Source organism: Acinetobacter sp. Marseille-Q1618 (genome assembly GCF_902809855.1).
GTDB lineage: Bacteria > Pseudomonadota > Gammaproteobacteria > Pseudomonadales > Moraxellaceae > Acinetobacter.
Window position 1 is genome coordinate 165,526 of record NZ_CADDWJ010000001.1, and the last position, 16,329, is coordinate 181,854.

Annotated in this window: 15 protein-coding genes; 2 read left to right on the forward strand and 13 right to left on the reverse strand. The window is 39.3% G+C overall.

Annotation, left to right across the window (positions count from 1 at the left end):
• Positions 1-21 precede the first annotated feature (21 nt).
• The 13 genes from mnmA to HUS24_RS00855 form a co-directional block, all read right to left on the reverse strand.
• A complete protein-coding gene (gene mnmA, locus HUS24_RS00795) occupies positions 22-1,158 on the reverse strand; it encodes a tRNA 2-thiouridine(34) synthase MnmA (protein ID WP_173910177.1) in 1,137 nt (378 codons plus the stop codon).
• 4 nt (positions 1,159-1,162) lie between these two features.
• The gene (locus HUS24_RS00800; protein ID WP_173910178.1) at positions 1,163-1,648 is read right to left on the reverse strand and encodes an NUDIX hydrolase; all 486 of its coding nucleotides are present in this window, start codon (positions 1,646-1,648) and stop codon (positions 1,163-1,165) included.
• A gap of 232 nt (positions 1,649-1,880) precedes the next feature.
• Positions 1,881-2,387: a TonB C-terminal domain-containing protein gene (locus HUS24_RS00805; protein ID WP_254433781.1), complete on the reverse strand. Its 507-nt coding sequence runs from the start codon at positions 2,385-2,387 to the stop codon at positions 1,881-1,883.
• A 59-nt stretch (positions 2,388-2,446) separates the two neighbouring features.
• Positions 2,447-3,835: a cell envelope integrity protein TolA gene (gene tolA, locus HUS24_RS00810; RefSeq protein ID WP_173910179.1), complete on the reverse strand. Its 1,389-nt coding sequence runs from the start codon at positions 3,833-3,835 to the stop codon at positions 2,447-2,449.
• A gap of 3 nt (positions 3,836-3,838) precedes the next feature.
• Entirely contained in the window at positions 3,839-4,288 is a 450-nt protein-coding gene (gene tolR / locus HUS24_RS00815) for a protein TolR (RefSeq protein WP_173910180.1), read from the reverse strand.
• Positions 4,288-4,986, reverse strand: a complete 699-nt coding sequence (tolQ, locus tag HUS24_RS00820; protein WP_173910181.1) for a protein TolQ — start codon at positions 4,984-4,986, stop codon at positions 4,288-4,290. The genes tolR and tolQ overlap by 1 nt, the downstream gene beginning before the upstream one ends.
• Before the next feature lie 26 nt (positions 4,987-5,012).
• Entirely contained in the window at positions 5,013-5,420 is a 408-nt protein-coding gene (ybgC, locus tag HUS24_RS00825) for a tol-pal system-associated acyl-CoA thioesterase (protein WP_065993568.1), read from the reverse strand.
• A gap of 555 nt (positions 5,421-5,975) precedes the next feature.
• Positions 5,976-6,236: a hypothetical protein gene (locus HUS24_RS00830; RefSeq protein WP_173910182.1), complete on the reverse strand. Its 261-nt coding sequence runs from the start codon at positions 6,234-6,236 to the stop codon at positions 5,976-5,978.
• A 171-nt stretch (positions 6,237-6,407) separates the two neighbouring features.
• Positions 6,408-7,412: a Holliday junction branch migration DNA helicase RuvB gene (gene ruvB, locus HUS24_RS00835; protein WP_173910183.1), complete on the reverse strand. Its 1,005-nt coding sequence runs from the start codon at positions 7,410-7,412 to the stop codon at positions 6,408-6,410.
• A gap of 12 nt (positions 7,413-7,424) precedes the next feature.
• Complete coding sequence (gene ruvA, locus HUS24_RS00840) at positions 7,425-8,027, reverse strand: Holliday junction branch migration protein RuvA (RefSeq protein WP_173910184.1); 603 nt, start codon at positions 8,025-8,027, stop codon at positions 7,425-7,427.
• Between the two features lie 122 nt (positions 8,028-8,149).
• Positions 8,150-8,509: a hypothetical protein gene (locus HUS24_RS00845; RefSeq protein ID WP_173910185.1), complete on the reverse strand. Its 360-nt coding sequence runs from the start codon at positions 8,507-8,509 to the stop codon at positions 8,150-8,152.
• A 97-nt stretch (positions 8,510-8,606) separates the two neighbouring features.
• Entirely contained in the window at positions 8,607-9,947 is a 1,341-nt protein-coding gene (locus HUS24_RS00850; protein WP_173910186.1) for a deoxyguanosinetriphosphate triphosphohydrolase, read from the reverse strand.
• Positions 9,948-10,142: 195 nt separating this feature from the next.
• On the reverse strand, positions 10,143-10,352 hold the full coding sequence (locus HUS24_RS00855) for a hypothetical protein (protein WP_173910187.1): 210 nt from the start codon (positions 10,350-10,352) through the stop codon (positions 10,143-10,145).
• A gap of 482 nt (positions 10,353-10,834) precedes the next feature.
• Between HUS24_RS00855 and HUS24_RS00860 the strand changes: the two genes are divergently transcribed.
• A complete protein-coding gene (locus HUS24_RS00860) occupies positions 10,835-11,866 on the forward strand; it encodes a M20/M25/M40 family metallo-hydrolase (RefSeq protein WP_173910188.1) in 1,032 nt (343 codons plus the stop codon).
• A 409-nt stretch (positions 11,867-12,275) separates the two neighbouring features.
• Positions 12,276-16,112, forward strand: a complete 3,837-nt coding sequence (gene purL / locus HUS24_RS00865) for a phosphoribosylformylglycinamidine synthase (protein WP_173910189.1) — start codon at positions 12,276-12,278, stop codon at positions 16,110-16,112.
• Positions 16,113-16,329 lie beyond the last annotated feature (217 nt).

Below are 16,329 nucleotides of genomic sequence, written 5' to 3' on the forward strand. Positions count from 1 at the left end.
CTTTCAGTCTGTTAAATAATTTTAGTCAATAAAATCAGGCTTTGGTGCATTGGTATGATGGATAACACCACCACCTAGACACACTTCACCAACATAGAACACCACGCTTTGACCTGGTGTCACTGCACGTTGCGGTTCATCAAACTCGACACGCACACCATTTGGCGTACTTGGGTCTTTAAATAAAGTACAGGTTTGATCAGGCTGACGATAACGTGTTTTAGCTGTACATTTAAAACCTGATTCAGGAATCTCTTGTTCACCTGCTACCCAGTCAATCGCTTCAGACCATAAAATGGTACTTTGCATGAGTGGATGTTCATGACCTTGACCAATCACTAAACGGTTATTGGCAATATCTTTATGCAGTACGAACCAAGCACCTTCTTCAGCACCTTTGAGACCACCTAAACCGATCCCGCCACGTTGGCCGAGCGTATAGTACATTAAGCCATGATGTTCACCAACCTCTTTTCCTGTATCAAGGACAATTTTTCCAGGTTGGGCAGGCAAATATTGTTTTAAAAAATCATTAAAACGACGTTCGCCAATAAAACAAATCCCTGTGGAATCTTTTTTCTTAGCCGTTGCTAAACCAAGTTCTTCCGCAATTTTACGTACTTGTGGTTTTTCAATTTCCCCGACAGGAAACAAAGTCTTGTTAATTTCACGGCCATGTACAGCATGTAAGAAATAAGTTTGGTCTTTATTTTGATCCACACCACGCAGCAAAGGTGCGTATTCTTCACCACGAGAATTGGTTAGGGTTGCACCACGACGACAATAATGTCCTGTAGCAATAAAGTCCGCACCCAAGTTCACAGCATGGTCTAAAAAGGCACGAAACTTAATTTCTTTATTACATAAAATATCTGGGTTTGGGGTACGACCAGCGGCATATTCTTTTAAGAAATGTTCAAAGACACGATCCCAATACTCCATTGCAAAATTGGCGGTATGTAGCTTAATACCAATTTTGTCACACACGGCTTGTGCATCGGCAAGGTCTTCCATCGCCGTACAATATTCCGTGCCATCATCTTCTTCCCAGTTTTTCATGAAAAGCCCTTCAACTTGATAACCTTGTTGAAGTAAAAGTGCAGCAGAAACAGATGAATCTACACCACCCGACATACCGACGATGACACGTTGTTGCATAGGACTAAGCATCCAAATTTGAATTTAAAGGAGAGTTTTGATGCTCATAAATGAGCGAAAGCGGGTATTTTTGCCCAGAAAGTGCATCTTGTACAGCTTTAATCACCAACGGACTACGCGCACGTGCTGTATCTAACAGCTCTTCAAGGGTCATCCATTTAGGACCCACGATCCCTGTATCTAGCTCAGCTTCAGGAAAATATTCGAGTACATGAGCAAGAAAACAAAATCTGTAATAGGTACGATCTGGAAACATTGGTGGTGTATAGGTATAAATACCTAACAAGGCATCAACGTCTACCGCATGTCCTGTTTCTTCCATGGTTTCACGAATCGCGGCTTGGACAATAGATTCACCACATTCGACATGCCCAGCAGGTTGATTAAATACCGTGTGCATTACACCTTCAGTATGTTCTTCAACAAAAAGGAATTTTCCGTCTTTTTCTACAACTGTAGCGACAGTCACATGAGGTGTCCAAGAGGTCATAACCAAAACCGTGGGAAATAAAGCGATATTCTACAAAATTTAGGCGACGGTGGCTATGTTTGAATAAATATGACTTGGAAATAATCCAATGAGATGAGGGGAAGAGCGATTAGTTCTATAATTTTGGATTGAAAATACTAAAAGTGAAAAATAATATATTTTTGTATATTCAATATATTTGTCCCCAGATACTTAAAATAAATCCTGCTGAAACAGGGGCTTATTATTTAAATTATTTCACTGTAAAGTGCGCTGTAAAGCTACGAGCTTCCCGCCTTGCATCTGGATCGGAGGGCATTGGAAATGGTGCAGCATTTCGTATAGCGTGTTCTACACTTTTTCTTAGCGCTAGGTCAGAGGCATTTACGACAATAGAAGATATCGCACCATTTTCAGTGAGCGTTACACGCGCAGATGCTTTTTGTCCTGAAGGAGCTACTGGCATATGCCATGTGCTAAGAACTTTATTGGCAAAATCACGTTTGGCAGAAAATGCTATCTTCTTTGATTCTATTGTTTTTGTAGAGTCTTCATCTTTGGCTTTTTGAAGAGCAGATGGTTTTGACTGAGGAGGCGGTTCTTCTTCACTTTGTTTATGAGCTAAAGTTACATTCTCATTTTCAATTCGCTTAGATCTATCAAGCTTAGAATTATCCATTTGAGTGAAGTGATCAGTGCTACAACTCTGGATTAAAAATGCTAAAGGTAAAATAAACAATACATATTTTTGAATATTCAATATATTTGTCCTGAGATACTAAAAATAAACCCTGCCGAAACAGGGTCTTATTATTCAAATCATTTCACTGTAAAGTTTGCTGTAAAGCTACGGGCTTCCCTTCTTGCATCTGGATCAGATGGCATAGGAAATGGTGCAGCATTTCGTACAGCTTGTTCAACGCTGGCTTTTACATCTGGATCAGACGCATTGACAACAACAGAAGCAACACCGCCACTTTCTGTCAATGTAACACGAGCAGATGCCTTCTGTCCTGAAGAACCACTAGGCATACGCCAAGCACTACGGACTTTATTCTCAAAATCACGTTTCGCAGAAGATGCAATTTTCTTTGCTTCTGCTTTTTTGCTTGCAGCTTCTTCTTTGGCTTTTTGAGCAGCAGAGGCTTTGGCTTCAGCGGCTGCTTTCTCTTTGGCTTCTGCATCTGCTTTACGTTTTGCCTCTGCTTTTGCAGCAGCATCCGCTTTAGCTTTTTCATTTGCCTCTTGCTTAGCTTTGGCAGCAGCGTCAGCTTTTTCACGTTTGGCTTTGTCCGCAGCCTCTTGTTTAGCTTTGGCAGCAGCATCGGCTTTTTCACGTTTGGCTTTTTCTGCAGCGTCTTGTTTGGCTTTAGCAGCGGCGTCAGCTTTTTCACGTTTGGCTTTTTCGGCAGCATCTTGTTTAGCTTTGGCAGTAGCATCAGCTTTTTCACGTTTGGCTTTTTCGGCAGCATCTTGCTTGGCTTTTGCAGCTTGTGCAGCTTTTTCCTGTGCTAATTTTGCAGCACGATCTTGACGTGCTTTTTCAGCAGCATCAGCTTTAGCCTTTGCATTTGCTTCTTGTTTCGCTTTTGCAGCAGCTTCTGCTTTTGCCTGACGTGCTTTTTCATTGGCTTCCGCTCTCGCTTTTTCGGCTGCTTCACGTTTAGCTGCGGCTGCAGCTTCTGCCTTAGCTTTAGCGTTTGCCTCAGCCTTAGCTCTTTCAGCATCATTTTTAGCTTGGCGAATTTTTTCAGCAGCTTCTTGACGGGCTTTTTCTGCTTCTGCTGCTTTTAAGCGTGCTGCATCAGCAGCTTTGGCCTGTGCTTTGGCTGCTTCAGCGGCTGCCTTTTGTTCCGCTTCAGCGGCTTTTGCTTCGGCAGCAGCTTTTTGCATATCTACTTTGGGTGTAGGCGTAGGAACAGTTACTGGAATGTTGGGCGCATCTTCAACAGGGTCAGCCGTTTGTTGTATATTTTCGGCAACATTGGTGTCTGCCGTTTCCGTTGCATCCGTGATTTCCAAAGGCTCTGCTTCTGGTGGTGGAATGTCCTCTGGTTTGACCAATACAGTTTTGATCTGCTTAGGTGGTTCAAGTGGTTTACTCATACCCAAAAAAAGTAAGCCAACAATCGCCACCACATGGACACCAAGGGTGAACCCAAGTGCAATCGCATTTTCTTTGGATTGTGGCTTATTAAAATCTTTCATAGCTTACTTTAAAGGCTCGGTCAGTAGTCCAACTTGGTTAAGTCCTGCTTCTTGCAGGGCAGACATTAAACTCATCACATCGCCATAAGGACGAGATTTATCTCCATTCACCAAAACACTAAATTTCTGATTTTTAGTTTCAGCATCAGTTTGTGCTTGGTTTAAAACTTGTTTGAGTTCGTCGAGTGTTAAAGCTGTATTCTGATGTTCACCATCTTTGAGGAGGTATTGTCCTTGTTTATCTAAGGTCACGATTGCTAAGGTTTCTTTAGATTCGATCGGTGTACTGTTCGCTTGCGGAAGATCAACATCAATTCCTGTAGTGATCATGGGTGCAGTGACCATAAAGATCACCAACAGCACCAACATTACATCAATATAAGGAACGACATTCATGTCGCTCTTTAACGGCTTTTTGACGCGTTCAAAGCGTCCTGAACGTTGAATTGCCATTAGTCATTTTCCTGTGTTGAACCCACAGATTGACGTTGTAATAGCGCCACCATTTCTTCAGCAAATAATGCACGATCAGAATAGATCTCTTCACCTTTGGCAGTGTAATGGTTAAATGCTAATACCGCAGGAATCGCAGCAAAAAGACCAATTGCAGTTGCAATCAATGCCTCAGCAATACCTGGTGCAACAGTTGCTAAAGTCACTTGGTCGACTTGCGCCAAACCGATAAAGGCATTCATGATGCCCCAAACCGTACCGAATAAACCGACATAAGGCGCAACAGAACCAATACTCGCCAAAGCACTTAAACCTTGTTCTAAGCGACTTTGATCACGGCTTAAGCCAACACGTAAAATACGTTCTGTCCCTTCGATCATCGAGGCAGTTTCCGCATGACGTTTTTTAAGTTTTAAAAACTCGCTTAAACCTTGATAGAAAATATCTTCTAAACCATCACGTTTAGAGTTGAGCTGAGCATTGTTATATAAAGTATTTAACTCTGCACCAGACCAAAAGATTTTTTGGAAATGATCATCGCCTTGGCGAGCTTTTTTATAGCCTATATGTAACTTGGCAATCAGATACCAGCTAAATAAAGAGGCGAGTACCAGAACCAGCATGACCAACTGTACCACTGGACTTGCTTGTAAAATTAAATCAGAAACGTGAAGAGAAGATTCGAGTTGAGTTGCCATAGTTACATGTGCCAAATAAATTTTTTTTATTCGTGGGCTAATTCTCTTAGAATCAACTCACGGATTTCATCAGGAATACGGCGCGGTTTCATTTCAGTACTTAAACATGCCAATTCAACCTCGCCAGAAGCAAGCATGATTTCACCACGATAAATATTTTGTTGCAATACAAATGACGTTGCTTTACACGAAACTACACGAGCTGTAACAGTAATTAAGTCATCCATAAGGATTGGACGCATATATTTGACGTTTATTTTATGTACGACAAAGTTATAGTCTTTTTGATGCCAATAATGGTCAATACCTGAAGCACGCAACCATTCAGTGCGGGTACGCTCCATAAAACGAATGTGATTGGCATGGTAAACAATTCCACCTGCATCGGTATCTTCAATATATACACGGATTTGAAACTCAAATTTGTTTGCCATGACCCTTTCCAGTTTTTACATTTAGCAATGAACTAAGCTTTTTGATTTTTACAATTATAACTGATTAAAAATTGTATAAAACCAAGCGCTACAATGGCTTGCAGTTTAGCATTCTGATTTGATTGTCCAATGGCACAAGGTTTCAAATCCTTAAGTATGATATTGATCGATACTCAGAGATAGTTTTGATGATGCGATTCAGCATTACAGGAATCTTTGAATCAAGTAAAGCGCTGTATCATGAATTATTTTGATTGAAGATTGTGGGTGAATTTTTCGATACATGAATTGGTGAGATGTTCTTTTTCTTGCTTACTCAGATTTGGATGATTAAGAATTTGATCAATTTCTCGATCAAATTCTAAAAGATTCTGATTTACAAAATCGTTGATTTTTTCATTCTGTTTTTTTATCAGACGAGATTGATGAATTTTTTGTCCAATTCTAAAAATGAAATAAACAGAAACAATAATAATTAGTATGTAAATGCTCATATTAGACTATCCTGTACACCATCTTCATTTTTAGAATGATCATCGTTTAAGCTGTTTAGGCTTAGTCCATAGCGTTTTTTAATAAATACTGTTCAGCATATTCATTGCTCAAACGCTCTTTGTCTGCATCTGAAAGATGTGGGTTATTTAAAATTTTATTAAGCTCACGGTCAAACTCAAGTAAATCATCACTGCTGAGCTGTTGTGGTGAATGCTCAATGGGTTCTGAATGAGCGTGATTTAAATGATGAAAACGAAAATATAATACAAACGCGAAAACAGCAAAACTAACTAAAATTATGGTCATCGAAAAGCTTAGCATTTTTTGTGCTCCTTTTTATATTTGTAGCAAAATTAATATTTTAATTTGATTAAGTATTGAGTGAATTATATTTAAATAAAATGCGGTGAATATTATTTCTTGTAATACAATTTTAAAAAATTGAATAAAAAAAGGAGAAGCTTTTCTTCTCCTTTTACATTCAACTTGGCTTTAAATTTTAGGTTCAGGCGGTGTCATACCAAACTGTAAATATGCTTGATTAGTTGCAATACGCCCACGTGCGGTACGCATTGCATAACCTTGTTGGATCAAATAGGGTTCGATCACATCTTCAAGCGTGCCTGAGTCTTCTGCCATTGCAGCCGCCAAAGCTTCTACACCAGCAGGCCCTCCATCAAAACGTTCGAGTAGCATAGATAAATAACGACGGTCTAAGGTATCTAAACCATCTTTATCAACATTGAGCATATCTAAGGCACGTTGCGCCATTTCTTGGGTAACTTCACCAGTGCCTTTAACTTGGGCATAGTCACGTACACGGCGTAACAAACGATTGGCAATCCGTGGTGTACCACGTGAACGTCGTGCAACTTCGATAGAACCTTCATGGGTAATTGGGACATCCATCAAATTGGCTGAACGAGTGACGATATGCGTCAGGTCTTCAACTGAATAAAACTCAAGTCGTTGTACAATCCCAAAACGATCGCGTAAAGGCGAAGTCAGTAGCCCAGCACGTGTAGTCGCAGCAACTAAGGTGAATGGTGGTAAGTCGAGTTTGATCGAACGTGCTGCTGGTCCTTCACCAATCATGATGTCAAGTTGGTAATCTTCCATTGCAGGGTAGAGAATTTCTTCGATCACAGGTGAAAGTCGGTGAATCTCATCAATAAATAGCACATCACCTTCTTCAAGATTGGTCAGCATCGCAGCCAAATCACCAGCACGTTCTAAAACAGGCCCTGAAGTTGATTTTAGATTTCCACCCATTTCTCGGGCAATAATATTCGCCAAAGTGGTTTTACCTAAACCAGGAGGGCCAAAGATGAGGGTATGATCGAGTGCTTCACCACGTCCTCGTGCCGCACCGATAAAGATTTCCATTTGTTCACGTACTACAGGCTGACCAATATAGTCATCCAGTGATGTTGGGCGAATAGCACGATCAAAATGATCTTCGGGTTTTTCAGAACCACTGATTAAACGGTCTTGCATGTTTGATCTATCTTATTTATTCATGGATTTAAGAGCTGCACGGATAATGTCACTGGCTTCTGTAAAGTCACCTTTGGCAGCATTCACCAGCTTCTGTGCTTCTAAAGGTTTATAACCTAAAGATTGTAAAGCTGCTTCAGCCTCTGCAACGGCTGAATTACCTGTAAATTGGATTTGTTCAACGGTTGAATTACTTGCAACAGTGCTTGAAGACATGGTTTTAAAACGATCACGTAACTCGATCATTAAGCGTTCAGCAGTCTTTTTGCCTACTCCTGGAACTTTAACTAAAGTATTTATATCTTCATTTTCAACAGTATGAATCAACATTTCAACACTGAGGGTAGACAGAATACCTAAGGCCATTTTAGGGCCAACGCCATTTACTTTGAGGAGTGTGCGGAAAATAGTTTTTTCTTGCTGATTTAAAAAACCATATAAGAGTTGTGCATCTTCACGAACTGCTAAATGCGTCCATAACGTTACTTTTTGAGCTTTTTGCAGTTGGCAAAAAGTTGAAAGTGGGGTGTCGATTTCATAGCCCACGCCATTTACATTTAAAAGTACAGTTGGTGCTTCTAAAGCTAAGACTTCACCAATTAGACATCCGATCATTGCATATGTTCACTTATTTTGTTCATGGTTGAATAGTAGTTGCCATTTGCTCTAAACGCAAAAGTGCTTTGAGGATTTCTTGTAGATTTGATCTAAGCAACAGGTGATTTTTGATGATTTACCTAACTATGATCAATGGTTCTGATCGTTAATATTTGCTCGGGATGGTGCTGTAAATAATAAATTTGATCAAGTTGAATAAGTTTAAAGTCTAACCAATGCCCATCTTTTACAGCGTGTTTAATATTTGAAATCAAAAAAGGCAAAAGATCAGAGCATTTAACCTGATAATAATTGATTAGCGAATCTAATTGTTCAGTCATTAGCTCGAGTTTATTGTTGCGTTCTAATCTAAAAATGTAATCTACAAGTTGATGAGCACTGCTATGGATGAATAAATAATGAATAAGATGTTTGGAAGGATTGGCTTCTATAGATAAATATTTTTGATAATCAATTGTATAAATACTAGTACTAATCATTGAATATTCCTATTATTTGGATTGACTCATTTATTACAGAATTTAAGCAATTACAGATTGTTTGATCCCAGTCATCAACATTAAAAAATGATGAATGTTAAAAGAAACCAACCTTATTGCCTTGTAACTCTTGCGCCAAGTTATACGCTTGATGATCTGAAAACTTACTGACAATATCTAAAACTTGCATAATATTGTCATAATGATCATCACTAAAACGTGCGCCAAAACGCTCTAAAATCGACATTAAACGCCCATCTTTAAAACTCAAAGCTTTATTGGGGGTAGTCAGCGGAATAAAAGCATCTAAAATATGTTGTAAACTTTGATGCGCAATAATTTCCAAGCCTGATTTTTGCGGATGCTCAAAGATTTTTTCACGTGCTAAGTTTTTTGCACGATCAATTCCAATCTCAATATCAGCTGAACAGTATTGTAAAAGAGAGCCTTTGAGTTGACCTGAAATAATCTGAAAATGATGTTTAGCAAATGCTGTAGTAACCTCATCGACCAAACGCTTCATGACACGACCACGTAAAGCTGCAATTTTTTGTTGCCATGTTGTGAAAGGCATATTCAACTCTTCAGGAACGCCATAATCGCCAATTAAATTGAGGAAAATAGGTTCAACCTCTTCATAGCTCAGCATATTTAAAATAATGCCATCTTCAAGGTCAATCAGCGCATAACACATGTCATCGGCTGCTTCTAAAAGATAAGTCAAAGGATGACGACACCAATGGTACTCACCGAGTTGAATCAGTCCAAGCTGTTCTGCGATTTGTTGTAAAATATCTTTTTCTGCTTGATAACAACCAAACTTTGCACGTTGACTTGCTGGAGTATTCCCTTGAGATTCAATGGTTTTTGATAACCATGGATACTTGAGATAAGCACCTAAGGTGGCATAAGTTAAACGCATACCGCCATCGTTGGGATGATAATCAATTTTGGTGAGTAATCTTAAGCCTTGCGCATTGCCTTCAAACTGACGAACATCAGCTTGTTGTTCTGGGCTTAAATCTTTTAAAAAATCGGTATGTGATGCATCATCAAACCATTCTCGAATCGCATATTCACCAGCATGTCCGAAAGGTGGGTTGCCGATATCATGGGCTAAACAAGCCGCTTGAATAATCGCTCCGACATCAGCAGGGGTAATCCAAATCGGCAATTCACTTTGAATTTTTTCTGCCGCAAGCATCCCGAGTGAACGTCCAATACATGACACCTCTAAAGAGTGGGTCAAGCGTGTGTGAATACCATCGTGTTGTGTGAGTGGATGAACTTGGGTTTTACGATTCAGTTGTCTAAAACTTTGCGAAAATATGATACGGTCATAATCTTTATGAAATGGGCTACGTGCCTGTTCGGTACTTTGTTTTTTACGACCAATACGAACTGTGGAGAGCAGTTCTAACCAACGCATTTGAGTCATTTAGCATTATTCTGTGATTGCTTGTTTGCATCATGCCAAATTTATAACTAAATCACTAGAGCAGGGCGACATAAGTTGACGAATTATATAAGAAAGTAAAACAGATAAAAAATAAACCAATTTAAAATGAGTAAAATATAATCATGTCCTTTTAATTATATTCTGCTCATTCAAATTTAAAAAATAATTATACATTTATGATTCTGATTGTGGCATATGTTCAGATTCTATTTGTGATTCTTTCATACATTTTAAAGTGCAGTAAGTATTATTGGCATAAGTTGCTAAAGGACCATCATAATTAGGGTCAATTTCATTTTCTTGCATAAGCTCTGTACAGGTGCTGCAACGCTCGATAATGTTCGCTGATACATCTTCAAATGTTGATGGAATGGTTTTAGACATAGGGATAGCTCTTTTAGACAGGGTAAAACACATATGTATTTTAAGGGTTTGATTATATGCTGAAACGATATAAAAATGTCATAGAAATTATTGTATTAAAAAATAAATGGTCATCTATTTATCGAAAATCTTAATGTTGTTTTGAATACTTCATATTTTGAAATGTGAGTTTTGAATGCCTAAAATTTTAAGGAGAAGCAGTAAGAGTAAGAAGAGTTAATTTTTAAGATCCTAAAGTTTGAAGGGTATTCACATTAATATTAACAAAACACCTCAGACCTGTTTATCAGATTCATCACTAACATTCCCAAAAAAATCAGCATTTTGAGACTGTTTAATCAGTCCTTCTTCGCTTGTATCTAGATATTGATAAATGAACGATATAAAAATCTGTTATTTGTTGCTTTGGCTAGGTAACAAAACTAAGTCGCTTTTTATTTATTTGTTTTTAAAATAAATATTGTGAATATGAGGTCTATTTTATGAAAGCTGTAAAACAAATTTCCGCATTGACATTATCTTGCCTTTTTATTTTAAGCGGTTGTAGTACATTGAATACAGCATCTACACAGTCAACTGTAGAGCAAAAATCCGTTGTGAGATCAACTTTGGATGCTAATCTGATGATGCAGCATTTAAAAGAGTTTCAGCGTATTGCGACAGAAAATGGTGGCAATCGAGCAGTAGGAACTGATGGCGGTCAAGCTTCTGCGCAATATATTTTAGATCAAGTTAAAAAAGCCAATCACTCGGTGCAAATGCTTCCTTTTGAAAATCGTGAAAAAACCATTGGGCAAAATATTATTGTTGAAATTGCAGGTGAATCTAAGGAAAGTGCAATTATTGTAGGTACGCATTATGATTCTGTAAAAATGGGACCCGGTATTAATGACAACGCTTCTGGTGTAGCTTTGGTTCTAGAGTTAATGAATACTTATGCAACACAAAAAATAAAACCTAAACACACTTTATATTTGGCATTTTGGGACTCAGAAGAAGTGGGTATTGCGGGTTCGCAAGCATTTGTAAAACAGTTATCTGATGAAAAGCTTAAAGCGATTCAGGCATATATTAATGTTGATATGGTCGGCACAAAAAATCCTGAAATCTTGATTGCAGATGCAGATAAGTCTTCTGTGGTTGAGATGGAAAAGATGCTGAAAGAACGGGGCATGCAAGAAGCTGACTATAAACCGCTACTAGATAGTTTAAAAACCGTGCCAAGTCACAGTGGGGATTTGGCATTGGAAAATACTTTAAAAGCTTTTTTTCAAGCTAAAAATCTTAAAATTAAAGAAGATGTTTCTACACTGACAGCAAGTGATACAGCACCGTTTTTAGGTAAAGTTCCTGTGGCTTCCATTATTTTGTTTAATGAGCAGTTAAAGGGCAATGAGCTTGAATTTGCGCCATGCTATCACAAGGCATGTGATACGCTTGAACAGATTGATCCAAATTCTTTGAGTTTGGCAGGTGAAGCAGTTTTACACTTATTGAAAACATTAGATAAGTAGTAGTTAAAATTTAGTATTTTGAATACCATTTTAAATTTTAATGTTATGAAATTCCTGACATAACTGACTTTGTATTTCCCAGAGTCAGTTATGTTCTCTCTTATTGTAGCTAAAATTCGTCCAAATCTTGGGAAGTTAAATAGCTCAAGTTTTTTAAACTACTGTAGATCGTTGTTTTATTGCTTTGGAAATAAGCTGAGCAAAAGTTAAAATATTCTCTAAAAATTATTTGTTACTAATCATGTTTGAACTTGAAAGTCAAAGTAAATAGAGCATTTAAAACAAAGAAATCTTAAATTTTTCAGCCAGACATGACTAGCTGAAAATGCGCTTTCACAGTAGAATATGCGCTCTCTTCAAGTCACATTGCGGTAGGTTGTTAAAATCTGCCCGTGGAGCCAAAAACAGCATGTTTATCATTGCCGGTGCACCCGCACACTCTTCTTTTAAGCAAACACAACTATTAACACGTTTATCGTCTATCAGTTCTGTTCAATCAATAGAAAGCCAATGGGTCTATCTGTTTGACCAAGCGCTCAGCGAGCAACAACAGCAATCTGCTTTACAGCTTTTAAATGATGGCGCATCGTTTGAAGTACGTCAGGCTGCAAATGACGAAGTGCAAGTTTTAGTGACACCACGTGTCGGTACAATTTCACCGTGGTCATCAAAAGCGACCGATATTTTTGCCAATTGTAATACGCCTGTACACCGCCTAGAACGCGGTGTTTTGTTTACTTTAAAGGGTATTTCTGAAGTTTCAGATGCGGTAAAGCAAGTTTTACATGACCGCATGACCGAAAGCGTGTTCAACCAAATCGAAGACGCAGCAGCATTATTTTTAGAGACAGAACCAAAACCTTTAAATTCAATTGATATTTTAGGTCAAGGTAAAGAAGCTTTGGTAAAAGCCAATTCTGAGTTTGGTTTTGCTTTGTCTGATCAAGAAATTGATTATTTAACAGATGCTTTTACTAAAATGGGACGCAATCCGCATGACATCGAGTTAATGATGTTTGCGCAAGCCAACTCTGAGCATTGCCGTCATAAAATCTTTGGTTCTGAATGGACAATTGATGGTGAAGTGCAACCATTGTCATTGTTCCAAATGATTAAAAATACTTATAAAGAATCACCGACAGACGTATTGTCAGCATATAAAGACAATGCGTCGGTGATTGTTGGCTTTGATACACAACGTTTTTATCCGAAAAAAGACGAAGAAACGGGTCATCACGTTTATAAATATAAGAGCCAAGCTGCGCATATCTTGATGAAAGTGGAAACGCATAACCATCCAACAGCGATTGCGCCATTTGCAGGTGCGGCAACTGGTTCGGGCGGTGAGATTCGTGACGAAGGTGCAACAGGTCGTGGTGGTAAACCTAAAGCGGGTTTAACAGGTTTCACGGTTTCTAATTTAAATATTCCTGGTTTTGAACAGCCTTGGGAAGAAAATTACGGCAAACCATCTCGTATGGCATCACCACTTCAAATTATGATTGAAGGGCCATTGGGCGGGGCTGCATTTAACAACGAATTTGGTCGTCCTGCTTTAAACGGGTATTTCCGTACTTTTGAACAAAACGTCAATGGTGATGTAAAAGGTTTCCATAAACCGATCATGATTGCAGGTGGTTACGGTAACATTCGTCCAGATCACGTTGAAAAAGATGCAATCCAACCGGGCGATTTACTCATCGTATTGGGTGGTCCTGCCATGCTGATTGGTTTAGGTGGTGGTGCAGCATCTTCTGTAGATAGCGGTAAATTGGGTGAGAACCTAGACTTTGCTTCTGTGCAACGTGAAAATCCTGAAATGGAACGCCGTTGTCAAGAAGTCATTGACGCATGTTGGCGTATGGAAGACCACAACCCAATCGTATCTGTGCATGACGTAGGTGCAGGTGGTATTTCCAATGCGATGCCTGAGTTGGTCAATGATCATGAACTTGGCGCAGTGCTTGACCTTCGTAAGATTCCATCGCTTGAGCCGGGCATGTCTCCTATGGAGATCTGGTCAAACGAAGCGCAAGAGCGTTATGTGTTGGCAATCCGTCCATCTTCATTAGAATTATTTGAATCATTATGCGCACGTGAGCGTTGTCCGTTTGCAGTATTGGGTGAAGCAACAGAAGCACGTCATTTAACGGTTAATGATCCATTATTTGACAACAAAGCTGTCGATATGCCAATGCAAGTCATGCTAGGTGGTACACCACGCATGAGCCGTTCATATGAAACAATTGAACGTAAAGGTGATGATTTTACAGCAGCAAAAGTGACGGATTTAAAAGATGCGATTTACCGTGTTCTGAAAAATCCAACAGTTGCTTCTAAATCTTTCTTGATCACCATTGGTGACCGTTCAATCACAGGGATGGTAGCGCGTGATCAGTTTGTAGGTCGCTGGCAGGTTCCTGTTGCCGATGCGGCGGTAACTACTACAAGTTTAGTGGGTTATACAGGTGAAGCAATGGCAATGGGTGAGCGTCCACCTGTCGCATTGTTAAATCCTGCTGCTTCTGCACGTTTATCGGTTGCAGAGTCGATCACCAATATTATGTCTGCAAAAATCGAGCAAATCAGTAACATTAAATTGTCTGCAAACTGGATGGCAGCAGCAGGTCAGAAAGGTGAAGACCAAGCATTATTCGAGGGTGTAAAAGCCATCGGTATGGAAATGTGTCCTGCACTTGGTATTGCTATTCCAGTGGGTAAAGACTCACTCTCAATGCGTACTACTTGGAATGATGAAGGTCAAGACAAGTCAGTGACTTCTCCAATGTCAGGCGTGATCACAGCATTTGCACCAGTGACTGATGTACGTAAAACCTTAACTCCAGAATTGAAAAATGAAGATTCAGTTTTAGTTCGCATTGATTTGTCGAAAGGTCAGTTCCGTTTAGGTGGTTCGATCTTAGCGCAAGTATATAAAGCGATCGGTTCCGTAACACCTGACGTAGATAGCTTTGACGATTTCAAAGACTTCTTTGCATTGGTCCAAGATTGGAATAATCGTGGCTTAATCCAAGCCTATCACGATATTGGTGATGGTGGTTTACTCGCAACTGTTGTAGAAATGATGTTTGCTTCACGTTTAGGTGTAGCGCTTGAAGACCAATCTACTGAAAGCTTATTCGCTGAAGAAATTGGCGCAGTTTTACAAATTTCTAAAGCAGATTGGGCAGCATTGGCAGATGAAGTTGCAGCATCAAGCTTAAAAGATGCCATTGCAGTTGTGGGTACAGTAAATGATTCAGACAAATTGTCTGTAAATGGTTTAAGTTTAGATCGTGCTGAATTACAGCAAGCATGGACTGAAGTATCACATCAAATCCAGCGTTTACGTGACAATGTTGAAACAGCAGATCAAGAATTTGCCTTAATTACCGATAAATCTCATGTGGGTTTAATCGCCAAAGCAACTTTTGATTTGAATGAACCAATTGAAGCACCATACATCAATGAACGCCGTCCAAACATGGTGATTTTACGTGAACAAGGCGTAAATGGTCATGTAGAAATGGCTGCAGCATTTGATAAAGTGGGCTTCAATACTGTTGACGTTCACATGAGTGACTTACTTGCAGGACGCATTGACCTTGATGATTTTGAAGGTCTGGTAGCATGTGGTGGCTTCTCTTATGGTGATGTCTTAGGTGCAGGTGGTGGCTGGGCAAAATCAGTGTTGTTCAATCCAAAACTTCGTGACCAATTTGAGAAATTCTTTAACCGTGATGAAACATTCTCACTTGGTATCTGTAATGGTTGTCAAATGTTGTCACAGCTTGCACCATTGATTCCGGGAGCAGAAAACTGGCCACGTTTCCATCGCAATACCTCTGAAATGTTTGAAGCGCGTGCAGTAAACGTTCGTGTGGAAAAATCAAATTCAGTATTGCTCGAAGGGATGGAGGGTTCGATTCTTCCGATTGCGGTAGCACATGGTGAAGGGCGTGTGGTTGCACGTGCAGAAAACTTGACTGCTTTAAATGCTGGTGATCAAGTGATCCTGCGTTATGTTGACAGTCAAGGTAATCCAACGCAACATTATCCAATGAACCCGAATGGTTCTCCTGAAGCAATTTCAGGTGTAACTTCAAAAGATGGTCGTGCAACGATTATGATGCCGCATCCTGAACGTAACTTCCGTGCTATTCAGCATTCTTGGAAGCCTGAAGAATGGACTGAAGATGGTGCATGGCTGCGCATGTTCCGTAATGCCCGTAAATTTATTGGTTGATTGATGATTTTCAATGCCAAATAGAAGAAGCCCCGAAAGGGGCTTTTTAGTTTATGATCATAAAAATATTAAAAATTTGAATACATGAAAAAAAGATTGTTGAATGTAATACCAATCAATAAAAGTTTTATAATATATTTTTGGAGTCATTTTCTCTGCTTCCAATTATAAGCTGAGACGCGAAAACGTCATCCGCAATTGTCTGAGGCAGCACTAC